At 52.4% G+C, this 23,337-nt stretch carries 20 protein-coding genes; 11 read left to right on the top strand and 9 right to left on the bottom strand.

The window, feature by feature from the left end:
- Positions 1–218 precede the first annotated feature (218 nt).
- On the top strand, positions 219–713 hold the full coding sequence (locus AACY98_RS01360) for a hypothetical protein (RefSeq protein WP_339800597.1): 495 nt from the start codon (positions 219–221) through the stop codon (positions 711–713).
- Between the two features lie 125 nt (positions 714–838).
- On the opposite strand, the gene AACY98_RS01355 is transcribed toward AACY98_RS01360, so the two are convergent.
- On the bottom strand, positions 839–2,122 hold the full coding sequence (locus AACY98_RS01355; RefSeq protein WP_339800594.1) for an OmpP1/FadL family transporter: 1,284 nt from the start codon (positions 2,120–2,122) through the stop codon (positions 839–841).
- A gap of 544 nt (positions 2,123–2,666) precedes the next feature.
- Between AACY98_RS01355 and AACY98_RS01350 the strand changes: the two genes are divergently transcribed.
- The 3 genes from AACY98_RS01350 (at position 2,667) to AACY98_RS01340 (ending at position 4,529) form a co-directional block, all read left to right on the top strand.
- Positions 2,667–2,882 carry a (2Fe-2S)-binding protein gene (locus tag AACY98_RS01350; protein ID WP_339800591.1) on the top strand — a complete coding sequence of 72 codons (216 nt, stop codon included), beginning with the start codon at positions 2,667–2,669 and terminating at the stop codon, positions 2,880–2,882.
- Between the two features lie 321 nt (positions 2,883–3,203).
- Positions 3,204–3,398, top strand: a complete 195-nt coding sequence (gene hemP, locus AACY98_RS01345; RefSeq protein ID WP_126979917.1) for a hemin uptake protein HemP — start codon at positions 3,204–3,206, stop codon at positions 3,396–3,398.
- Positions 3,399–3,839: 441 nt separating this feature from the next.
- A complete protein-coding gene (locus tag AACY98_RS01340; RefSeq protein ID WP_126979771.1) occupies positions 3,840–4,529 on the top strand; it encodes a Bax inhibitor-1 family protein in 690 nt (229 codons plus the stop codon).
- A gap of 68 nt (positions 4,530–4,597) precedes the next feature.
- On the opposite strand, the gene rlmD is transcribed toward AACY98_RS01340, so the two are convergent.
- The 4 genes from rlmD to surE form a co-directional block, all read right to left on the bottom strand.
- Positions 4,598–6,049 (bottom strand): 23S rRNA (uracil(1939)-C(5))-methyltransferase RlmD, encoded by a 1,452-nt coding sequence (gene rlmD, locus AACY98_RS01335; protein WP_339800587.1) that lies wholly within the window; start codon positions 6,047–6,049, stop codon positions 4,598–4,600.
- Between the two features lie 135 nt (positions 6,050–6,184).
- Complete coding sequence (locus tag AACY98_RS01330; protein WP_339800584.1) at positions 6,185–6,967, bottom strand: peptidoglycan DD-metalloendopeptidase family protein; 783 nt, start codon at positions 6,965–6,967, stop codon at positions 6,185–6,187.
- A 37-nt stretch (positions 6,968–7,004) separates the two neighbouring features.
- A complete protein-coding gene (locus tag AACY98_RS01325; RefSeq protein ID WP_339800581.1) occupies positions 7,005–7,832 on the bottom strand; it encodes a protein-L-isoaspartate(D-aspartate) O-methyltransferase in 828 nt (275 codons plus the stop codon).
- On the bottom strand, positions 7,829–8,584 hold the full coding sequence (gene surE / locus AACY98_RS01320) for a 5'/3'-nucleotidase SurE (RefSeq protein ID WP_339800971.1): 756 nt from the start codon (positions 8,582–8,584) through the stop codon (positions 7,829–7,831). The genes AACY98_RS01325 and surE overlap by 4 nt, the downstream gene beginning before the upstream one ends.
- Before the next feature lie 140 nt (positions 8,585–8,724).
- Here surE and AACY98_RS01315 point away from each other — a divergent pair, with 140 nt between their 5' ends.
- Both AACY98_RS01315 and AACY98_RS01310 read left to right on the top strand, forming a co-directional pair.
- Positions 8,725–9,579, top strand: a complete 855-nt coding sequence (locus AACY98_RS01315; RefSeq protein ID WP_339800579.1) for a sulfurtransferase — start codon at positions 8,725–8,727, stop codon at positions 9,577–9,579.
- Positions 9,580–9,833: 254 nt separating this feature from the next.
- Positions 9,834–10,565 (top strand): metallophosphoesterase, encoded by a 732-nt coding sequence (locus AACY98_RS01310; RefSeq protein ID WP_339800577.1) that lies wholly within the window; start codon positions 9,834–9,836, stop codon positions 10,563–10,565.
- 69 nt (positions 10,566–10,634) lie between these two features.
- Here the strand turns inward: AACY98_RS01310 and AACY98_RS01305 are convergent, their stop codons facing one another.
- The 3 genes from AACY98_RS01305 to AACY98_RS01295 all read right to left on the bottom strand — a co-directional run bounded on the left by AACY98_RS01305 (position 10,635) and on the right by AACY98_RS01295 (position 13,792).
- Complete coding sequence (locus AACY98_RS01305) at positions 10,635–12,086, bottom strand: hypothetical protein (protein WP_339800574.1); 1,452 nt, start codon at positions 12,084–12,086, stop codon at positions 10,635–10,637.
- Entirely contained in the window at positions 12,083–13,081 is a 999-nt protein-coding gene (locus AACY98_RS01300) for an ABC transporter ATP-binding protein (RefSeq protein ID WP_339800571.1), read from the bottom strand. The genes AACY98_RS01305 and AACY98_RS01300 overlap by 4 nt, the downstream gene beginning before the upstream one ends.
- A gap of 150 nt (positions 13,082–13,231) precedes the next feature.
- Positions 13,232–13,792 carry an HNH endonuclease gene (locus AACY98_RS01295; RefSeq protein ID WP_126979778.1) on the bottom strand — a complete coding sequence of 187 codons (561 nt, stop codon included), beginning with the start codon at positions 13,790–13,792 and terminating at the stop codon, positions 13,232–13,234.
- 218 nt (positions 13,793–14,010) lie between these two features.
- Here AACY98_RS01295 and AACY98_RS01290 point away from each other — a divergent pair, with 218 nt between their 5' ends.
- The 3 genes from AACY98_RS01290 to lspA all read left to right on the top strand — a co-directional run bounded on the left by AACY98_RS01290 (position 14,011) and on the right by lspA (position 18,763).
- Positions 14,011–14,973 (top strand): bifunctional riboflavin kinase/FAD synthetase, encoded by a 963-nt coding sequence (locus AACY98_RS01290; protein ID WP_339800568.1) that lies wholly within the window; start codon positions 14,011–14,013, stop codon positions 14,971–14,973.
- 364 nt (positions 14,974–15,337) lie between these two features.
- Positions 15,338–18,190, top strand: coding sequence for an isoleucine--tRNA ligase (ileS, locus tag AACY98_RS01285; RefSeq protein WP_339800565.1), 2,853 nt, complete (start codon positions 15,338–15,340; stop codon positions 18,188–18,190).
- 42 nt (positions 18,191–18,232) lie between these two features.
- On the top strand, positions 18,233–18,763 hold the full coding sequence (gene lspA, locus AACY98_RS01280) for a signal peptidase II (protein ID WP_339800562.1): 531 nt from the start codon (positions 18,233–18,235) through the stop codon (positions 18,761–18,763).
- Here the strand turns inward: lspA and AACY98_RS01275 are convergent.
- A complete protein-coding gene (locus AACY98_RS01275; RefSeq protein ID WP_339800560.1) occupies positions 18,760–20,757 on the bottom strand; it encodes an FUSC family protein in 1,998 nt (665 codons plus the stop codon). The two genes, lspA and AACY98_RS01275, sit on opposite strands and share 4 nt — an antisense overlap.
- An 890-nt stretch (positions 20,758–21,647) precedes the next feature.
- Between AACY98_RS01275 and AACY98_RS01270 the strand changes: the two genes are divergently transcribed.
- The gene (locus AACY98_RS01270; RefSeq protein WP_339800558.1) at positions 21,648–22,352 is read left to right on the top strand and encodes a phosphoribosyltransferase; all 705 of its coding nucleotides are present in this window, start codon (positions 21,648–21,650) and stop codon (positions 22,350–22,352) included.
- A 62-nt stretch (positions 22,353–22,414) separates the two neighbouring features.
- Positions 22,415–23,155 (top strand): sulfite exporter TauE/SafE family protein, encoded by a 741-nt coding sequence (locus AACY98_RS01265; RefSeq protein WP_339800555.1) that lies wholly within the window; start codon positions 22,415–22,417, stop codon positions 23,153–23,155.
- The last annotated feature ends 182 nt before the right edge of the window (positions 23,156–23,337 follow it).

Genomic DNA, 23,337 nt, shown 5'->3' with positions numbered 1-23,337 from the left:
CCATATCGCTATGAAGCATATATATTCAAAGAATATATTGGGTTTAAAAAATGCCGATACTGGGGGGAAAACCACCCCCGGATTAATGAGCTGTTGTTTTGTGGGAAAATACCTGTGATATGTGGTGAAAGCTTGACATCACTACATTCCAGCTATTTATCTTCTCGTTAAAATGGTTTAACTTATACTTGTCTATCGTCTCACGATGGAGGCCAACAATGGTTATGCACCCTCACGACGCTAAAAAACCGAGATCCTCACAGGATCCACTGTGGAATGTGTTCGACATCATTCAGCACTATTTTTACCGCGAAGATGGATCAGTCAACCACGATGACCAGCAAGCCACCAAGCTGGTTATCAACTGCATGTTTGACCTGCTTGCCCGTCTTCAGCCAGATGAATTGACGGCACATGAAAAAGTAGGCATCTTTGCTGCGCAGCAATACTGGCTGCAAGGCGCCAATGAACTGGCACCATTGATGATCAGCATCAGCAACGCGATTGAAAGCAAAATTACTTATCGCCGCCCGGCTGTCGATAACCGGTTGTCATGCGTCATGCAGATTCTGTCTGTGGACAGCGATCACTTTAATGACTTCCCTGAATTCCTGGAAAATATCCGCTACGCAGGCCTGACCGATAATGAAATCGTTGCCGTGGTCAGCAAACACTTCAGCTTTATTCCCCAGGTCAAGGCGTTCAAAGTCTGAGCCAGACAGCCTGAAGATAACCTGACATCATCAAAAAGGAGAACCCGCAGGTTCTCCTTTTTTTTCAGCCGCTTTCCAAAAATGAACCTTTTATTTGCCTGCCCTGGCAACCGCTTTTGTCCGGTTCAAAAACGCCGTGTCACCTGAAAAGCAAACCCGTGCGCGCTGTTTTTATAGCGGGCATGATAAGAGGGAACAAACGCACTCTTAACCGGCTGGTTGATGGTGGCCGTATTTTCCCACAGGTAGGTATAGGCGAAATCAAATGTCCAGTCCGGCGTAGGTGTCCAGCCCGCACCTAAAGCAAAAATGTGCCGATCGCCTACCGGGATGCGCACATTCCGGTATTCGCTGTTGGTTGGCGAAGGATCATAAGTCAGGCCGGCACGCAAAACCAGCTCCGGACGGATCTGGTAAGACGCACCAAGGGCAAATGACCACGTATTTTCCCAGTTGAACTTCTCGTTCAGATGCCTTAAAGATGCAACCGGCATACCGGTGTTGTAGATATCCAGCGCCTGAAAGCGGCTCCAGCGCGTCCAGGTTGCGCCACCGTAAACAGTCCACTTGTCGGAAAGCCGCTGGGTAATCGCCATATCCACCGATTCCGGCAATGTGACATCCAGGTTGGCATCATAGCGCCCATTCACCGCCGCCAGCGACCCGCCCAAACCAGAAAAACGGGTCCTGCCAGTCAGCTTGTAATCAACCCGGGAGTGGTAGGTCAGCCCGAGCGTTGTGAAGTCTGTGGGGTCAAACATGACCCCAAAATTAAACCCCATAACGCCCGAGTCAGAACCTTTGATATCCACCATCCCTTCGCCACCGCCGAGCATCCGTGCATCCATGTTATTCTTCAAGCGGCCGGAAATGCGGTTAATGGTCGGCCCGAATCCGATTGAGAGGCGGTCATTCACCTTGAAGCTGACCGTCGGCTGTATCGTCACCACCGATACTTTGCTGTGAACCCCATGATAGCGCCCCATGAATGTAGGCTCATAATCATTGATCAGTCCAAAAGGCACATAAATGCCAATGCCGACAGCCCAGCGGTCATTGATCGGCGTTGAGGCAAAAGCAAACGGCACATACACATCAGGAACCGAATCTCCCTGGTTGGTTCCCACCACCGGCGACCCGGTTGCCGTCATACCCCAGGCATCAGAGATGCCCACATCCGCCTTGACAAAACCAAAGCCCGAAACCAGTTGTGGACGGTCAAGCCTGACCAGGCCCGCCGGATTGCCATAGATCACTGTCGCATCCAGTGCGGTTGATGCGCGCCCGGCCTCTCCGGTACCAACACCACTGGCACTTTGCACATTGATGGCAAAACCATTTGCCATGGCTGCTACGGAACAAAAACTTAAGAAAGAACCCAGGAAAAAACGCCCGGCGCTGAAACTCATAAATACCGCCATCACAAAATAAAAATGCAGTCATCCACTTTGCTACGCCAGTACCGGACGGAAACTCATCTGCCTGATAACTGCCAAAATACGTAGCTGAACTGCATCAGATGGGGCATTATTCCACGTGCATATACCCATCGCTGGCTACTCTGCCTTGTCTGCATCAAAGAGTATGAATTGGCAGTTCGCCCCACCCCTGTTTGCCATTTGCGTGTATGCATCGGCCAACACATTAAGCGCTGTATTGCTGCAACCTTTTACAAACACCAGCGCCCCCCCGCAACCGCACATCAGCGCCATAACGCCTTTTTTAGTACTGAAAGCGATCTGACATCAAGAGCCTGCATCTGTCTTTACCATTGCGCCAATGGCGACTGGCCGCGCTGCACCTGTCAAAAGCAGAGCACGGTACAAAACAACTCATATACCGCTTAATCATCAAACACCCCTGTTTATGTGGGGGGAAATAGATAAAATTAATAAGAGTGATAATAATTCTCATTTATAATTGACGTCACATTGTTACAGGAACAACCTCATCATGATCGTTTGCGTCTGCCGCCGTATCTCGGATCGCGAAATTACCGACTGTGCCCAGCAGGGCATGGGGTTTGATGAAGTCCAGTTTGAACTGGGTGTTGCGACCCAATGCGGGCGCTGTGCCGACTGCGCCAAAAGCGTCATCGGGCAATGCCACTCTTCTCATGAGCACGCGGCTGCATCCAGCATGGCAGCATTAGCAGCTCCTACACCCTGATTTTTCGTTACCGCCCATCTACCATCTGCTCTTTGCAGCATCTATGGATGCATAACGTCTCCAAATCGCGGCCTGCGCTATGCGCCGCGTCCTCACAAAAAGTACCTCTTCCGGCATTCTGCTGGCCCTTTCCGCACCAGCAACAGCAACTCAGTTCATGCATATGTTCTGCTTTTTGAGATTTGTGGGCATCGAAACACAGTGCCTGTTGCATACAGACATACCCATATAACCACATAGGTCAAAGGTTATTCTTGCTTTTTAAATGAAAATGATTATCATTACGTTAACGAATGAAATTTATTTATTCCTCAAAAAATCATGAAAACCTTAACACTGCGTCGAGATTCATCACTGGCAAACGCTGCTACGCAAACAAAGGCAGCGCAGAATGTAGAGCACATTGTTCATAGCCATTTTCTGCTGCAGGGTGCCAAAGCGGTCTCAATTGCTCACAATGGCGCCGTTTACCAGTTAAGAGCTACCAAATTTGGAAAACTGATATTGACCAAATAAATATCAGTTAAGGAAAGATCATCGTGGGGACGACTCTCTGTATTTCTCCATTAGCCTGACACAACAGGGGGTCGTTTTTTTGCTCAGCCACAAGATTGATGAAAAGGTTTTACCTGATGATCAATTGAGCCAGCCAAGCGCTTTTTTACGATGATCATATTTTCTCTGAACACGCCAACGCTGCTTAACCAAGCTGGCGGTTGCAAACAGAAATCACATGTGATAAAACGCAGGCAAATTCGCGTAAATAACTGATATAATCAGAACATTGGCGCCGGTTACAACCGTTTTGGACAGCCTGTACAGGGTGTGGTTTACAAAAATTCCCTTGTAAAATCAAGAAAAATACCCATATACGCTGTCAATGCATTATAGTTATAACCGTTCCAGTTTTCTGGTTATCAAACACCCCAAAACAGAGCAGTTAAGGAGCCCTGATTTATGAATAATAATCTGCAGACTGCAGACTATGGTTATGCCGTTTCAGCCGAGGAGCGTAACCGTGTGCTGCGCAACACATATTGGCTGTTGGCTTTATCAATGGTACCAACCGTTTTAGGCGCAGTCGTTGGCCACTATTTCGGACTGCTCCGTATGAGCCCGACCGTGTCGCTGATCGTATTCTTTGTGGGTGCGTATGGTCTGATGTTCGCCATTGAAAAAACCAAAGAATCCGTTGTCGGCGTGGTGTTGCTGCTGGTATTCACTTTCTTTATGGGATTGATGCTCTCTCGCTTGATCTCGTTTGTGCTCTGGCGTTACAGCAATGGCGCAGAACTGATCGCTTTGGCGTTCGGCGGCACAGGTCTGATTTTCTTTGTCATGGCATCACTGGCAACCGTCATCAAGCGTGATCTGTCATCCTGGGGCAAATTTCTGTCCGTAGGTCTGATCATGGCGATTGTCATTGGGATCGGCAATTTCTTCTTTTTCCAATCCAGCCCGTTGATGATTGCCCTATTGTTCCTGGTGATGGGTATTTCCACCGCTTTCCTGCTGTATAGCGTGAAAAGTGTTATTGATGGTGGCGAAACCAATTACGTCAGTGCAACATTGTCCATCTATGTGAGCCTGTATAACATTTTCCAGTCATTGCTGTCTTTGCTTGGCATCTTTGGCGGAGACGACTGATTTCCTTCCTCGTGCTAGTGAGAAAACGGGCTGTCATGGCCCGTTTTTTTATGCCTTCATCACGTGTTTTATCCCAGATAATCGAACACCGCCATACTTTCCACATGCGCTGTATGCGGAAACATATTGATCACCCCGGCTGCTGAACAACAGTACCCGGCCTGGTGCACCAGCAACCCTGCATCACGCGCCAGTGTTGCCGGATTGCAGCTCACATAAACAATTCGCTGCGGCAACATAAAGTCGCTGTGCTTCCCCTCCTGTTTTTCCTGATGAAGCTGTGCCAGGGCTTTGGCCAAAGCCAACGCTCCTTCGCGCGGGGGATCAACCAGCCATTTTTCTGCCACACCGTATTGAAGCAGGTTCTGCACTTCCACCTCAAACAGATTGCAGGCCGCAAAGCGGGTATTTTCACGCTGGTTGAACAAAGCATTTTCCTGCGCACGGGCGACCAGTATTTCGCTGCCTTCAATGCCCAGAACTTCTCTGGCTTGTGTTGCCATGGGAAGCGTAAAGTTCCCCAGCCCGCAAAACCAGTCAATCACCCGCTCATGCGGCTGAATATCCAGTGCACGTACAGCCCGGCTCACCAGCACCTGGTTGATGAATGGATTGACCTGCGTGAAATCTGTCGGCTTGAATGGCATGGTGACACGAAATTCAGGCAAGGCATAAGAAAGCTGTTCACTTGCCGTGTCGGGCTGATCCAGCAGATGCACCGTATCGGGTCCCTTGGGCTGCAACCACCACTGGATTTTTCTGCCATGCGAATGCCCGTCAGCAAACTGCCTGAGCCGCTGGGCATCTTCCGCGGTCAATGGCTCCAGATGCCGAACCACCAGCGCAATCACCGAAGTGCCTACTGCCAGTTCAATCTGCGGAATGCGGTCACAACCATCCATGGAAATAATCCGGTCGCGTAAAGGCATGAGCAATGCACTGACATCCGGCGGCAGAATTTCACACGTCTGCATATCTGCCACATAGGTCGATCGTTTTTCCCGAAAACCGATCAGCACCGTATTTTTTTTATACACATGACGTACGGACAAACGTGCGCGCCAGCGGTAGCCCCAGGCAGGCCCTTCAATCGGGCGCAAAACCATATCCGCTTTAACCTTGCCCAGGTGCCACAGGTTATCTTCCAGCACCCGCTGCTTCACAGCAATCTGCCCCACCGGGTGAAAGTGTTGCATTGCACACCCGCCGCATACACCATAATGGGGACAGCGCGGTTTCACACGCAGCGCACTCTCCCGCCGGATCACTCTGGCAGTGGCTGCCTCCCACTGGTTTTTACGGCGCCGCACATCCACCTGTACCGACTCTCCGGGCAAAGCACCTTCAATAAACAACACTTTCCCTGCATGGTTGTGCGCAATACCCTGTGCCTCCAGATCCAGAGATTCCACCTGCAGCCATTCATCCGGCAATGTTTTAGCATCTGTACTCACCGGAACCGGGGCATCAGCGGTATTGCCGGCTAAGGAGGTCTTCTCATCGTGATTCTGTACGGTCATGGTTATGATTTTCAAACATTCGTCAACAGCGCATTTTAACGGCAGTTATTAAATCTTTCGGATACACAAAATCAAAAGGCTGCCTTACTTAATTAAGGCAGCCTTTGCAACACAACGGATGTGCTGTTCGAGCCGTTATCGGGCCGGCAGGAATTTCAGGGGATCAACCGGGCTGCTGCCCTCCTGGTTTTGCTGCCGCACCTCAAAGTGCAACATTACCCGGCTGGCATCTGTATTGCCCATTTCAGCAATCTGGTCGCCTTTGCGTACCACCTGGTTTTCCTGTACCAGGATTTTCTGGTTATGGGCATATGCGGTCACAAAAACATCATTGTGCTTGATGATCACCAGGTTGCCATAGCCCCTTAACCCGCCACCGACATACGCTACACGGCCATCGGCTGCGGCATAAACCGGGTCTCCGGCATTGCCGGCAATATCAATCCCCTTGTTGCTGCCGCCATCAAAGTTGGCAACCACCTGCCCTTTGGCCGGCCAGGCCCAGTCCATGCGGTTGGACACTGTACTGGTAGCCGCCTCAATCTGCCCGCTGCCCGTAGCCTGCGGCTGATTCTGGGCTGCTGCGGTATTGGTAGGTGGTGTACTCTCTGGTGCGACGCCACCAGCGGGAACCACCAGCAGGCGCTGCCCGACCTTCAATACATTGGGGTCTGCCATGTTGTTCCAGGCCGCAATATTTTGCCAGCTTTGCCCGAACTGAATCGCAATCTTACGCAAAGAATCTCCCGGCTGAACTGTGTAATAAACAGCCTCTGCAGAACCACTACCCGTCATACCCCCGGTAGAAGTGCCTGCATCTACAATCGGTGCCCTATCAGTGCCAGTCAATGTACATGCTGACAAAACAGCGCTCAAAGCAATCAGCAAAAAAAGATAACCGCCGCGCGATCTGGCCATATGTGATACCTCTGAAATAAATAAATTAGATACTATTTTATGATGTCCCTGATTTTAAGGGCACAAACTGCACAGCTTCAAGCACATATTTTTGCCACCCCTGTTCAGTCCGCTCCACTTTGACCAGTGCCTGCATACCGGCCCCGGATGCAATCGGGGCCACCAGACAGCCGCCTACAGCCAACTGCTCGAGCCACGAAGCCGGAAGATCCTCCCCGCCAGCCGCCGCAATAATGGCATCATAAGGCGCACCGGAAGCAAATCCAAGCATACCATCAGCGTAAATCAAATGCACATTGCCAAGCCGCAATGGCCTTAAGTTCACTCTGGCACGCTCATGCAGCCCTTTCAGCCGTTCAACACTATACACTTCTTTGGCCAACAAGGATAATACCGCAGCCTGATAGCCTCCGCCGGTCCCAATTTCGAGCACCCTTTGCAGCGATGCGCCGGATTTGGGCATGATCAGCTCCAGCATACGCGCAACCACAGACGGTTTAGAAATGGTTTGACCAAGCCCGATCGGCAGGCTGGTGTCTTCGTACGCCTGGCTGATCAGGGCCGTATCCACAAAATAATGACGCGGCACCTGAGCCATGGCCTGTAAAACGCGCTCATCACGGATACCGTTTTGAGACAGGCGCTGAACCATGCGTACACGCAGAGAATCCTCATTGCCTGCAATGCCGGCCCTTGCAGAAGCCCCCGCCACGTTTCCCACCGGACCGGAAGGACGCGCAGCACTCCCTGCTTTGGCACCAACCTTGGTGCCAGGCGGGCGGGCCGGCTGAACCGGCGCCTGCAAATCCAGCGTGACCGGAAAGCGCTTCTTTTTGGGCGTACCGGGCGTATCCGCAGCACTCATAAAACGGACTCCCACCGGCGCATGCCCTGGTAATCTGTCAAATCCGAGCGCAAAGGTGTTACCGACACCCGGTTGCTGGTCACGGCATGAAAATCGGTGCCTTGCGCATCATCCTTGGCAGTACCGGATTTGCCTATCCAGTAAATCAGCTCACCATACGGGTTATGCGTCTGAATGGCAGGCTCACTGGCATGCCGCTTGCCCAAGCGGGTAATCTCTGTTCCCTGGAGCTGCTCATACGGCACATTGGGCACATTCACATTGAGCAGCCATGGCGGCTCAATGGCACTGGGTCCGATCAGTTTGGAAGCAGCCAGGCTGCCCACCAGATCTTTGGCGACCTGTGCCGCCGTATCCAGATGCTCCCAGCCCCGTTTCACCAGTGAAAACGCAATCGCCGGAATACCAAACAAATACCCTTCCAGTGCTGCGGCAACGGTCCCGGAATAAATCGTGTCGTCCCCCATATTGGCACCATTATTGATACCGGCCACCACCAGGTCAGGGCGGTACCCCAATAACCCTGTCAGGGCAATATGCACACTGTCAGAAGGTGTTCCGTTAACAAACCGAACCCCCTCCCGGGCCTGAAACACCTGTAGTGGCCTATTCAGGGTCAAACTGCTGGACATTCCGCTTGAATTTTGCTCCGGGCCCACCACCTCGACTTTAGCCAAAGAACTCAATGCCTGAGCCAGTGCATGAATGCCTGGCGCCAGATAGCCATCGTCATTGGTAACCAGAATTTTCAGTGCAGACATAACAACATAGCAACATAAGATGTGAAATCTTTGACATTTTCGCCCTTCAAAACAATAAGTGCTGACATGACAAAGCCAATTCCCTATATTATTACATCAGTAGACAACTTCATTGGCCCAATGTGACAAGTATGCAACCCTCTCCCTTAATTTCTGTCGCTGAACTTCAGCAGGCGCAGCAAACTCCAGCAGGTGATATTCTGCTCATTGACTGCCGTTTTGACCTGTCAAACCCGCAGGCCGGGCAGCAACAGTATGCGCAAAACCACCTGCCAGGGGCTGTTTTTCTGGACCTGGACAAGGACTTATGCGGTGTTAAAACCGGAACCAATGGCCGTCACCCATTACCCGAGCGTGAAACGCTGGCCCAGAAATTACGCACGCTGGGGGTTAACCAAAACACATCAATCATTGTCTATGACCAGCAGGACAGCATGTTCGCAGCACACTTGTGGTGGTTATTACAGTGGTTAGGGCACGCTCATGTGCGTGTTCTGGACGGAGGGCTGGTCGCCTGGAAAAACAAGGGCGGCCCCCTGAATACCGAATTGCCCCCGGCTCGGCCCGAAGGCAATTTTCAGGCACAACAGCCTTTAACGCCAACGGTCAATGCCGACCAGATTCTTCGAAGCCTGGGCTCGTCACAACTCTATATCATTGATGCACGTGCGCCAGAACGTTTCCGGGGCGAGGTTGAACCACTGGATCCTGCTGCAGGGCACATTCCAGGGGCAATTAACCGGTTTTTTAAGCAGAATCTGCAAGCTGACGGCACTTTCAAAGCCCCGGAGCAGTTGCACCAGGAGTGGGTACAAATTTTGAATAACCACCCACTAGATACCGTGGTGCATCAATGCGGCTCAGGCGTTTCTGCATGCCATAACCTGTTGTCTATGGTACACGCCGGCTTTAACATGGCTGCACTATACCCGGGCTCATGGAGCGAGTGGAGTGCCAGCCCTGAACGTCCGGTTGCACAAGAATAGAAGCGAAACACAAAATGAGGAGGGTCATTTAATGACGGCATTTTTTAAAACTCGGCTCTTTAAATTTTGAATTTAAGCCCACACGTGTATACCATGTCGGTGCCTGAAACAGCCAGACAGTCAAGCCAAATCTTCTATTTACATTTCACGTCTGACTGTGGAAAGCTGATTTCCAACAAGCACTGCACCCGTTTTCTGTTTATTGGTATACGTTAAGTTCTGGTATGACACCAAATATATGATTGACAGCCACCATGTATACGCATACACAATACTTCAGCGTTAATAAGCATGGACGCGACTTTGCCGTCGGGGATATCCATGGCTGCTTTACCAGGCTGGAAAACGCACTCGATACCGTCAACTTCAATCCCAAAACCGACCGGCTGTTCTGTGTGGGAGACTTGATTGACCGTGGGCCTGAATCGGTTCTGGCTCTGGAATGGCTGGAAAAACCCTGGTTCCATGCCATTCAGGGAAACCATGAGTCCATGGTGATCTGGGCCATCCGGGGCAAGCCCAATTATTTTGCCGATCATGCAGCGCACGGCGGCAAATGGCTTTACGATTTATCAGAAAAAGAACAGCTTCAGCTCCAAAAAGCGTTTGAACAGCTCCCCATCATCATCGAAGTGGAAACCCGGGAAGGTCCGGTAGGACTGGCGCATGCAGATTTTCCTTACGATGACTGGCTGCAGATGGAGCACCGCAACATCGATTCCCGCGAGGCCATGTTTTGCCAATGGTCGCGTGAGCGCCTGTCTCGGCATTACACCGAGCCTATCCGCAATATCCGTGCAGCCATCCATGGGCACACGCCTGTACCAACCATGTGCGTCTTAGGCAACACTTATTTCATCGACACAGGTGGCTGGCTGCCAGATAACGGCTACTTTACCTTGCTGGAGCTTGGCCCCCTGAAAGCCTACACAGGCCCGTCTAACCTCAAAGAATACAACCCCTCGCACTCAGCGCTCTGGTTTTAAAGCAACAGCATATAAAGCAGCTATCGAAAGACAACCGCCCTTCTCAGTCTGCTGTTGCTGCTATCTCCATCATCCGTTCAGAATATGGCCCTTCCGGCTTTTCCAACGATCCAAAACCAGGCCCACCATGATGGCCGCCTGCAACAACGGTGAAAGCAGGTAGAGCACAGATACGTCGGAATACAACCCTTCAAAAATGGGGAGAAACAAGAATCTGGCCTTAGGACTTGTCATGCTGATCAAAAGCCACGGCAGCAACATGTACAGTACAACCAGATACATCACTGCAGCCGCATCAGCCCGCCGGTTCTTTTCTGCCAGGTTCAACCACAACACCAGTGCAATATCACGCAGAACAAAAAGCAATGTAGACACCACAAGCAACACCGTGCCCAGTGTCAGGTTTGCTGCAGAATAATAACCAGAGCCTGCAAACGGCATGACCATGGTCCATACCAGCAAAATCACCCCGACAACCATCGCGACCAAATAACTGGTTCCCCAGGCCGGAAACAGATTAGACAATTTACCCCAATCTCTACGCTTGAAAGCTGTTGAAAACCGCAACCAGGTCATCGCATCCTTGCGTGCAAAAAACAGTTGCATATAAACCGTCAACACAATACATAAAAAACAGCCAAGCAAATAGCTTAACCAGGGATTGCCCAGCCTCCCCTTAAAAACCCAGTCTTCATTAACAAAACCTGCCAGATAAAACATCCAGAACAACAGGAATCCCAGCCACCACCAGGGGCGGTTACGAAACTGCAGTTCAGAACGCATCAGTTGCCACACACTGATCAGCATCCAGGCCATCATACAGACTGCAGTCACCAGCAAAATGCTGGAAAGCGATATTTCCAACCCGAACCATGCTATGGCCGGCTCTTCTCCCCTGCTGGCACGATAGAACCCCATGCCGGTAAAAGGCATCACTGCAGACCCAAACCATACTGCAATCAAGGCAAGTCCAATGGTTGTACCTCGCATGTTTTTGGACAGTTGCCGATCCCGTTTGCGCCATAAAGCCAGCAAAGAAGCCATACACATGGCGTGCATCGTCACAGCAAATACCACCATGCACAAAGCCAGTTTGATAACCAGCCCTGGGTTCAAAGACTCGTTTGCCGAAAACGCGCCCCAGATGAACAGGCACAGCAGCATCAACCCAGCATACCAGGCCATGACCGTGCTGCCCAGCAGCTTGCCCCAGACCATCTGCATCGGCAGCAAGCCTGACATGCGCTGTGAATCCCAGGTGCCTTCGGAATACTCCTGAATCAAAGAATCAGAAGCCAGTTTCATGCCCCAGAAAACAGCAACAAACAAAAATCCTGTTGAGCCAACCCCCATCAAGACCTGCCCGGCATTTGAGCGTACAGACGCATTGATCAGCATCACAATCAGGCCAAGAATAATGGGAATAGCAATCAGCCGATGCGGTGTCAGCTCCTGCCAGAAGTTACGCGTTAATTCCGGATTTCCCAGATGCAAACTGTAGTTTTCTAAATGCTTCATCATTTACCCCCCATCTGCCGACGGCTTGCTACAGTCTGCATATAAACGTCCTGCAATGATTGTGTCTGCGGTGCATATTCAATGATTTCCCAGCCATCTGCCAGCAAATCACGCAGCAATTGTGTTTGTGCCGCTTCATCCGCAAAATGCGTACTGACCAGAACAGCCTTGCCCTCATGAACCTGTGCCCTCACCCCCCTGGCAGCCAGCCATTGGCAAAGACTGTCCAGACGTGTTTGCTGCATCTGATTGACGCTGATACGCAGCACTTTTTCCTTTTGCACCGCAGATGCAGAAGTGTCTGCAACCCTGCCTGTTGAACCCACAGGGACAGAAGTACCGCCATCGCCAATTTTCTGATAAGCCAGAATACGCCCCTGCTCCAGCACCAGCATGGCTGTACAGTAGGTTTCCAACTCCGCCAGAATATGAGATGAGATCAACAGCGTCATTCCCTGCGCAGCCAGATTTTTCATCAATGATGACAAAGCGGCTCTGGCCTCCGGATCCAGCCCTGAGGCAGGCTCATCCATGAACAGCACCTTGGGCCGATGCACAATCGCCTGCGCCAATGCCAGACGCTGGCGCTGACCTCGCGACAATGTACTGGCCAATTTGGGTAACTGCTCCTTCAACCCCACCTGCTGAATAGCCCATTGCACGGCCTGCCTCATCTGCTCACCACGCAACCCGTGCGTCCAGGCCGCATACGTCAGGCACTGATACGCTGTAAGCTCCTGATACAGACCAAAATGGTCCGGCAGATATCCCATGCGCAAATGTGCCTCACGGGGATGCTCCCATACATTGACACCATCAATATGAATCTCGCCTGATGTCGGCTCATCCAGCGCCACCATGCTGCGCAGCAAGGTTGTTTTTCCTGCGCCGTTCGGCCCGACAAGTGCGGTAATGGATTGACTCGGCAGCTCGAAACTGACATCGTCCAGCGCACGCAGCCCCGGATAATCATAAAAAAGATGGGAAACTTTAATCATCAATAACAGCCCAGACAGCAGGTTAACAGGATAGCCTGTGCATCAGATATAACAAACAGACGTTGCACGCAAATGCTCCGATGCCGATTATGGCAGAGAACACCCGATTATCAACCTAATTCCGGTATAAAAAGCGCTGATGCCTTGTACTCAGGCGTTCAGCAAGCGGGAACCGCGTGGCAAACGGGAGCACAGAAACGCCATCTGGTCAGCCAGAATCCGCCGGTTCCGCAAAATGAAATCCTCCCACAAGGAAGGCACATAAGGCGCGAACAGAAGCTTCATATGCGCTTGTTCCGGCGTGCGGTTGGCCTTGCGATGGTTGCAGGAACGGCAGGCTGTCACCACATTCATCCAGTGATCTGCGCCGCCTTTGGATGTAGGAATGATATGCTCGCGCGTCAGCACCTCTTTGGAAAGCTGGCTGCCGCAGTACGCACACATATTGTGGTCGCGGATAAACAGCTTTTCATTGGTCAGTGCAGGCTTGAGGTCAAACGGATTGATCAGGGGCGTGCCAAACGTGCCAATGATAGAATTGACCGTAATCACCGATTGCCTGCCGCTCACAGCGTTGATCCCGCCGCGAAACAGCGCAATTCGCTCCCCTGCCTCCCAGCAGACGCGATCAGCTGCATAACACAACACGGCTTCCTCCAGCGTCAGCCAGGATTGGGGAACACCTTGAGCATCCAGTTTCAGAACCTTCATGCGACCCCCAGCCTTCAAAAACCGTCCCTTGGCCTGCTCTGACAGCAAAACGCCCTTCGGGTTATGGATGATGGGCCACATGCTGTTCCCCTCACGCCCGCCAAGGCATCTGCCCAGGTCCGGTTCATTTGACAATATGCCAGATGTAACCCCATTATTCAAGTAGAAACTGCCATCCGCGTCAACAAAAATGCTGCAAAAGCTGCATAATTGCACGCATGCAAGTTTTTCGTGGCATTCATCATCAGGCCCTCGCGCCAACATGTGCTCTCACCATAGGCAATTTTGACGGTGTTCACCGGGGACACCAGGCCATGCTTGCGCTTTTGGCCAGCGAAGCCAAGCACCGCCAGGTTGCAGCTACGGTACTGACGTTTGAACCCCATCCGCTGGAATTTCTGGCCCCGCAAAGAGCGCCTGCACGCATTACCAAACTGCGCGACAAGCTCACAGAGCTTGAGCTGTGCGGTATCGATCAGGTGGTTGTGCTGCGTTTTGACCAGCAACTGGCCTCACTTACCCCACAGGACTTTGCCCAAAAAATCATCTGTGACGGGCTGCATGCCCAGCATGTGCTGGTAGGTGACGATTTTCGTTTTGGCGCCAAACGCGCCGGTGATTACGCTTTGCTGGACAGCATTTCACATTCGCATGGATTTGAAGTTGCGCGCATGAACAGTTTTGAAGTCGCCGGGCAGCGGGTATCGAGCTCGCTGGTCAGAGAAGCGCTGTCGCGCGGCGACATGTTGCAGGCACGCCAGCAACTGGGGCGCCCCTACGCCATCAGCGGACATGTAGTGCATGGCCGCAAACTCGGGCGCGAACTGGGATACCGCACCCTCAACATCCGCTTCGGTCACCCGAAACCGGCTGCATCCGGCATCTTTGTTGCCAATGTCATTGGGCTGGAGGCAAAACCACTTGCAGGCGTAGCCAGCATTGGCAGCCGCCCTACTGTTGACAACAGCGGCGAAGTTCTGCTGGAAACCCATGTATTTGACTGGTGGGGCGATGCTTACGGCAGGGTTGTCACCATTGAACTGCTGCACAAGCTGCGTGATGAAGTCAAGTTCCCCGACCTGCAGGCCCTGAAAGACGGCATTGCGAAAGACTGTGAACAGGCCCGCAATTACTGGCAGCAATTTCATCAGGAACTCAGCCAGCGCATTGTCACGCCCTGAGAAATTCCCCGTAAAACGACATTCTCCCCTTCTGTGCAATTTGGCGCTAAAATAGCAGGCCTTATGGCTCAAATCTGTCATTCCTCTCATTCATGTGGCTGCTGCCCTGCCAGTATCCGCCGTCAAACCACTCGCGATCGAATTACGCGAATATGACTATGGGCATCTGTGCTGCACGTTTTAACGCTGCCGGCAACCATTGTCCTTGCAACTTTGCTGATATTCAAATAACTGCCCGCCTGCTTCAATACCATATCCGTTTCCAGGCCGGTTTATCTGAAAAACCTCTGTTGCTTTCGTTCAGAACCTCCCTGTTATAGCCATGTGTCTGAACATCCAATTTTAAAAAGTGAGTATGGTCGTTATGAGTTCAACTGAAAAAAACAATTACCGAACAACCCTGAATCTGCCTGATACCAAATTTCCCATGCGCGGAGATTTGCCCAAACGTGAGCCGGGTTGGGTCAAAAGCTGGGAAGATAAAGGCATCTACAAAAAACTGCGCGCCGCCCGCTGCGATCACCCTAAATTTATCCTGCACGACGGCCCGCCCTATGCCAACGGCAAACTGCACATTGGTCACGCGGCCAACAAAATTCTCAAAGACATGATCATCAAGGCCCGCCAGTTGGCCGGGTTCGACGCTCAGTATGTGCCTGGCTGGGACTGCCATGGTCTGCCGATCGAAAACCAGATTGAGAAACAATTTGGCCGCAACCTCTCCCGTGCTGAAGTACAGGCGAAAAGCCGGGTCTACGCTGCCGAGCAGATCGAGCAGCAGATGGTCGACTTCAAGCGCCTGGGGGTTCTGGGAAACTGGGACAACCCCTACAAAACCATGAGCTTTGGCAATGAAGCAGGCGAAATCCGCGCGCTGAAAAAAGTTATCGAACGCGGTTTTGTCTATCGTGGTTCCAAACCCGTGTACTGGTGCTTTGACTGCATGTCGTCGCTGGCCGAATTTGAAATTGAATACGAAGACAAAAAATCGCAGTCACTGGACGTGGCATTTGCCAGCGATGACCCTGCCGCGCTGGCAGCGGCATTTGGATTGACCGCCTTGCCGGATTCCAGCAAACCCGCCTACATTGTGATCTGGACCACCACGGCATGGACCATTCCGGCCAACCAGGCGCTGAACGCAGGGCCACAGATTGAATATGCCCTGGTCGATACCGATAAAGGCTATCTGGTACTTGCCAGCAAGCTGGTCAACGACTGCATGGAACGCTATGGCCTGCAAGGCAAAGTCATTTCCACAACCGTAGGCAGCAAGCTGGAAAACCTACAGTTCCGCCACCCGCTTTATGATGTGGATGCCGGATACAAGCGCCTGTCTCCGGTTTACCTGGCTGACTACGCCACCGATGAGGACGGTACCGGTATTGTGCACTCGGCCCCTGCATACGGGCTGGACGACTTTTACTCCTGCACATCGCACGGGCTGAAAAACGAAGACATCCTCAACCCGGTACAAACCAATGGCGTTTATGCCGACAGCCTGCCGCTGTTTGGCGGCCTGTTGATCTGGGATGCCGTACCAAAAATTCTGGAAGTGCTGCAACAGGCCGGCAGGCTGCTTTCCACCAAAACCATCTCTCACAGCTACCCGCACTGCTGGCGCCATAAATCGCCTGTGATCTACCGTGCTGCAGCGCAGTGGTTTATCCGCATGGATCAGGGTGAAGGTGTTTGCACCACAGACAAGGCCCCTTACAGCCTGCGCGAAAAATCCCTGGAAGTCATTGAACATACCACTTTCTATCCGGAAAACGGACGTACACGGCTGTATGACATGATCGCCCATCGCCCTGACTGGTGCATCAGCCGCCAGCGCAACTGGGGCGTACCGCTGCCATTCTTCCTGCATAAAGACACCGAAGAACTGCACCCCGATACATTGGCCCTGATTGACAAAGCCGCTGAGCTCGTTGAACAGGGTGGCGTAGAGGCCTGGTCTAACCTGGACCCGAAAGAATGGCTGGGCGCAGACGCTGAAAACTACGTCAAGAGCAACGATATTCTGGACGTCTGGTTTGACTCCGGCACCACGCATTACCATGTGCTGCATGGCAGCCACCCGGAATCCGGACACGACCAGGGCCCCGAAGCTGACCTGTACCTGGAAGGCCACGACCAGCACCGCGGCTGGTTCCATTCATCGCTGCTGACTTCAGTCGCAATGAATGCCCGCGCGCCCTACAAAGGCCTGCTGACGCACGGATTTACCGTGGATGGACAGGGTCGCAAAATGAGCAAATCGCTTGGCAACATTGTGGCTCCGCAGGAAATCAGCGACAAACTGGGCGCTGAAATCATTCGCCTGTGGGTTGCCTCGACCGACTACTCCGGCGACCTGGGCATTGACGACAAAATCCTTGCGCGTGTTGTCGACTCCTACCGGCGCATCCGCAATACCTTGCGCTTCATGCTGGCCAATACCAGCGACTTTGATCCGATTACCGACAAAGTTGAGCTCCATGAACTGTTTGAAATCGATCAGTACATGCTGGCCCGCATGGCAGAGTTTCAGGCGGATGTTCTCAAGCATTATGATGTGTATGAATTTCATCCGGTGGTTGCCAAACTGCAGGTGTTCTGCTCGGAAGATTTGGGTGCCTTCTATCTGGATGTGCTCAAAGACCGGCTTTACACCACCGCGCCTAAATCGCTCGCACGCCGCAGCGCACAAACCACGCTCTGGCATCTGACACAAGCCATGCTGCGTCTGATGGCGCCGTTCCTGAGCTTCACGGCAGAAGAAGCCTGGGCCATTTTTGCCCCGGGCCAGTCCGAATCCATTTTCATGGAACAGTACTGGGACCTGGCGCTGCCCAGCAACAAGGAAGCCCTGAGTGTCAAATGGAAACGACTGCAGGAAATCCGCGAACTGGTCAATAAAGAAATTGAGCTGCTGCGCGAAACCGGGCAAGTCGGCTCCTCATTGCAGGCCAACATCGAGATTACTGCCGGAGCAGACGACTATGGCCTGATGCACAGCCTGGGTGATGATCTGAAGTTTGTCTTCATCACCTCGCACGCCACACTGGTTAAAGGTGAAGCATTGAGCATCAAAGTCAGCACCAGTACGGATGCCAAATGCGAACGCTGCTGGCACTACCGTGAAGAAGTCGGCCACAATGCCGATCATCCGACTTTGTGTAACCGCTGCATCAGCAACCTGTTTGATACTGGCGAAGAGCGTACCTATGTTTAACCCAGGCGTTTTAGGGCGTGCTGACTAACCAACCAAGAATCTGTGGAAAAACAATCTTCTGAAAAAAAACCTCTCAGCAGACAGCGCCTGTTTTATCTGTGGTGTGCACTGGCAGCAGCCCTGGTGGCTGCTGACCAGTGGATCAAACTGCTGATCGTTGAGCACTTCCGATATGGTGAGGGCATCCCCATCACCTCATTTTTTAATCTGGTACGTGTTCACAATACAGGAGCGGCTTTTTCCATGCTGGCCGATGCCGGGGGCTGGCAGCACTGGCTGTTTGCAAGCATTGCCATTGTGGTGGCTGTGATCATTCTGTTCATGCTGCATAAGCACAGTCAGGAGCGCATATTTTCTTTGGCCCTCAGTTGCATACTGGGTGGCGCCATCGGCAACCTGATTGACCGCCTGATGCATGGCTATGTGGTTGACTATCTGGATTTTTACTGGAAGATGTACCATTTTCCGGCGTTTAATCTGGCAGATACGGCCATCACAGTCGGCGTGGGCCTGATCATTCTGAATGAGCTGCTCAACATCAGCAAAAAGAAAAAAGCCAACGCCAGTCACTAAGCCTGCGGACTTTCCTTCAATGCTTCTTTTGAAGGCTTGCGGGCAAACTGCAGCAAGCGCTCGCAGGCGGTCAGCGCATCCACGGCTTCATAAAGCACATCCGATGCCGGGTCATCGGCATTTTCTTTGGCCAGATTCCACACGGCCCGAATCGCTCCATGCGTATCGTCAGCAAAATAAGTCAGCGCCTGCAAACCCTGCTGTGCCACAGGCGTTCTCAGGCGTTGCAGCCTGACAATGACAGACCCCAGATTTAATACACCCAAAATACCCAGCGGTGCTTTGTTGCGCAATGCTTTGGCCGCACCCAGATGCAACATCATCCTGAGCACTTCACGTTCTGAACGGGCCTGCCAGTCTTTTTCGGCATCGGTGTATTTGCTGAAATAATCACCGCTTCGCTCCAGCATGCGCTGAAGGTCGCGAATCAGCTTGGTCACCGTCATATAGGCCTGGTCATCAGCCCGCCGGGGCAACAGCCACAGGCTGGCCAGGCATGCGCCTGCCACCCCCAGCACCACCGCCACCGAGTCCACCACAATCTGCCCGGTCGTAGCGGCAACAGCCGGAAACATGATCTGCCCCACCAGGAAAAAATTCATGTTGGCATCCAGTGCCGGCCCTGCGGTTTTGCTGCTGGTACGCGCCAGGCCACCGACAAGCAGGAAAGGAATCAGTGACAGCATCAACTGCGGCAATGTGCTGACATAAGGCTGAATCAAAAGCCGGTATGCCAGTGCGACAACAGACCCGACCACAACGCCGGTAAACAGAATCTTCATCATCATGCGCGGGTAAGGGAACGATGCCAGTATCAGACAAAACATGCATGTCCCCAGCGCCATCAGATCCGCCGCATGGCTGCCGGAAACCCAGGCCAGCAAAGACACCGCCAATGTGGTCACCCCGGCCGACAGCGCACTTTGCTTGGCCCAGTCAATTTCTGCCGCAGTCGCCAGCTTGGGCGGGCTGACCCTCAGCCTTCCACCGGCCTCCAGCTTGTCAACACCGTGGTAAAGTGCTTTTTCTGCTGCCACCAGTTGCTCCAGCGAGTGATTCAAACGCTGCGCCATGTCAGAAGTGACCGGGGGGTGATTCAACAGCACTTCCGGATGTTGCAGCAACGCCTTAAACGCCTCATCATCCTGGCGCAACTGCGTTGTCAGCTGGCTCATGTAATCGACCAGAATCTGAACCTCTTCATCCTGTACCGTGCGACCCTCTTCATGCTGGCGCTGCCGGTAAATTGCCGCCGCAGAAGCCATCACTTCCATCGAAGATGCAATCAGCGCTTCAACATGACGCAACTGCCTGTGCCCCGTCACCGAGCCCGCTGCAACGGTGTGCGCGCTGCTTTCCAGTTGCGACATGCGCAGCAAAACATCCTGCTCATGTTCATAGGCAGCATCCAGTGGTGCCCCCTGCAGCAACCGCACAGCAAATTCAACCGCGTCGGCCACCAGCAGCCTGGCCTGGGTGTAATACTCACGCCGTGATGCCTTGGGCGTATAAAAACTCATCACAATGGTCACCACCAGCACCCCGATCAAGGTGCACAGCACACGCGACCAGGCCAGATCGGGCTGATAGCTGTTGGTCAAAGCTGAAGGCAGCACCACCACCCCCGCGGTAATGCCTGCCAGCATCACACCATAAGGATAAATGCCTTTAATCAAATGCATGGCCCCAGCACATACCGTGGCCCATAAAGAAAGCAGCACAATCTGCAACAGCGCATAGGGCGCACACCACAAAATGACAAACCCCACCGCAGCGCCCAAAGTGGTCCCCAGTACGCGCATGAGCGCCCGCTCGAACAGCATGCCGCGCAGCGGCTGAACCACCACCCACACAGCCATGGCCGCCCAGTACGCATTGGCCATATGCCAGATAGAGGCAATGGCAAATGCCAGCCAGGCAGCCAACGCCATCAACAGCCCCCGCTTGACGGCAGCCGCATCCAACCCCAGAGACTGGCCCCAAAACTCTTTCACACTGTTCAACCTTCAAATACCGTTTTATTCAACACCCGCTTTTTTCTGCAGCCCACAACACTGTGGTGATACAGGCCGGCGCATCTTTTTCGTGCTGCTCTCCGCCATATTCACCACCGCGTTTGTTCATCAAAGCATGGTTCGACATCCAGGGTCAGGACTTATTAAATAGGGCGTTACGCAAGTGTGAAAGGAAAATGCAGTACAAGACGCTGGAACGCGCCGCGTAACAGGTTACGCAAGCACGAGACAACGCAGTGATGCGCTTCATGGCACATTTGCCCTTCGGGTTTGTTGGAATGAAGCTATTGACCGCGTTGTTCAGCCCGGCAAGGGTTCTACCATTGCCTTCGCTTCACGCCTTGTCCTACCCCCATTCCTGCAAACGTAACCTCTCTATTTAATAAGCCCTGACCCTAATCAACTGAAATGACTTTGCATCATGATTCAAGCGTGCAACACATTGCGTCATTGCGAGAAAGCCTTTGCCCAAATACAAAAAAACACACGCCATTCCCACACCGTGGCATCTGCCATGGCATACCAGCTTGCTGTACATACAGGTTGCTCAGGATGTTCTGTCAATGCAAAACGCGTGTTTTTCGCACCGCCCGTTGCAGCAACGCATCCTGCCATACCGCATACTGCAGGCCATTCTTCGTATATTCAGGCCTGCGGGTATCAGCATGAAGAGAAATCCATTCTCTGTACTGCTCGCATCATGAATACAGAGAAGGCATGACAATCAAATTATTCAGTTTTATCTTTTCATTTTAAAACGCAGCGTATCTTTTTTCAGCGCACAATCACAATCCGCACCATCACCACTAGGGTTAACACCGACGTACAATACAGGCTGTATATTTTTCACATTGTGACAGGTTGCACCCATGACAGATTCTTTTGCGCCCTATTTTGCGCACATCCATCCTGCGGGTTATCGCAAAACGGCCCCGGCGTCCAACGATACATTCAATCATCGCTACCTCATTAAACTTTCTGATGCCAGTTGGCTGGAAATACCGCTATGCGCCCTACCCGGCGACCAGCAGGCCATTGCGCTGCTCATGTCCAACCAGTGCCCTTTGAGCGTCACAGAACACCTGAGCGGCCTGATCGCGGAAAAAGCCGCCATGTTCCAGCCGGAAAGCATCGTTGCCATCCCCACCATGGGGCTGGAATATGGCAGCCGGGTTGCCGCCAAACTGCGTATGGAACATTATGTTGCCATGGGGTTTTCGCATAAATTCTGGTATGACGAACATTTGAAAGAAACGGTCGTATCGTCCACCAGCCCCGACCAGCGCAAATTCCTGTATCTGGATCCGGCACTGCTCAACCGTGTTCAAGGCAAGCGGGTCGTGATTGTTGATGATGTCATCAATACCGGGGCCAGCATGCTGGCGGCAACACGCCTGCTGCGCCGTGCCGGCGCCGAAGTAGCCGGCATTGTGGTCGCACTGACGGAAGGGTATGCCTGGCGGGAAACCCTGTCAGATATCTCCATCATGATGCCTGACAAAGTCAGCGCTGCCGGGCACATTCCACTGTTCATGAAAAAAGGCAGTGCCTGGGTTGCACAGCCCGATACATGAGCCTATGCACTGTGATACCTCTTTTTAACGGTCATATCCACATCAAAAGTCTCTAAACAATTATGGAAATCATCGTTGTTGTTGCGTTAGGGGCGATCATTGCCGGCTTTGTCCAGGGCGTCTCAGGCTTTGCCTTCGGCATGGTCTCCATGTCCATCTGGGTTTGGGTTCTGGACCCGCATGTTGCAGCAGCACTGGTGGTTTTTGGCGCACTGACCGGCCAGATCATGGCGGCGTTCACCGTCAAGCGCGGCTTTCACTTTCGCATGCTCTGGCCCTATCTGGCAGGCGGACTGCTGGGCGTGCCCATTGGGGTAACGCTGCTGCCCATGATGGATGTCAACTGGTTCAAATTTTTCCTGGGCGTGTTTCTGGTGATCTGGTGCCCAACCATGCTGTTTTTAAAAAACCTGCCCCGGCTTAGCCCGAACCATCGGGTACTCAACGGCATTGTCGGTATTCTGGGGGGTGCCATGGGCGGCATCGGCGGGTTCGCTGGTGTTTTGCCTTCCTTATGGTGTACCTTGTGCACCTATGACAAGGATGTACAGCGCAGCATCATCCAGAATTTCAGCCTGACCATGCTTTCGGTCACCATGATCACCTACATCGCCACAAACCTGGTTGCTCCTGAGACATTACCTTTGTTTGCTGTCGTACTGCCCGCCATGCTGGTCCCGACATGGCTGGGGATGCGTGTCTACACGCGCATCAACCCGGTGGCTTTTCGGCGGCTGATTCTGGCATTACTGACCTTGTCCGGTGTCTCCATGCTGATTTCATCCATACCCAAGCTGATTTAAGTACACAGGGCACCAGTTTTCTTTCACAGCATTCTGTTTCTGCCGGCAAGCCTCTTTGCGTTTCAGGCATAAGGAAAGCAGCGGGGATTCTATGGATTGTTGTATTTTGTGCACAGCAAAATTAACTTCCCATTTTATGCAAAACTTTTCGGCATATTGTGAATTAAATCCCTTTGTTTTAA

This window comes from Saezia sanguinis (assembly GCF_963921665.1).
GTDB lineage: Bacteria > Pseudomonadota > Gammaproteobacteria > Burkholderiales > Burkholderiaceae_C > Saezia > Saezia sanguinis.
This window is presented reverse-complemented; position numbering and strand designations above follow the sequence as displayed.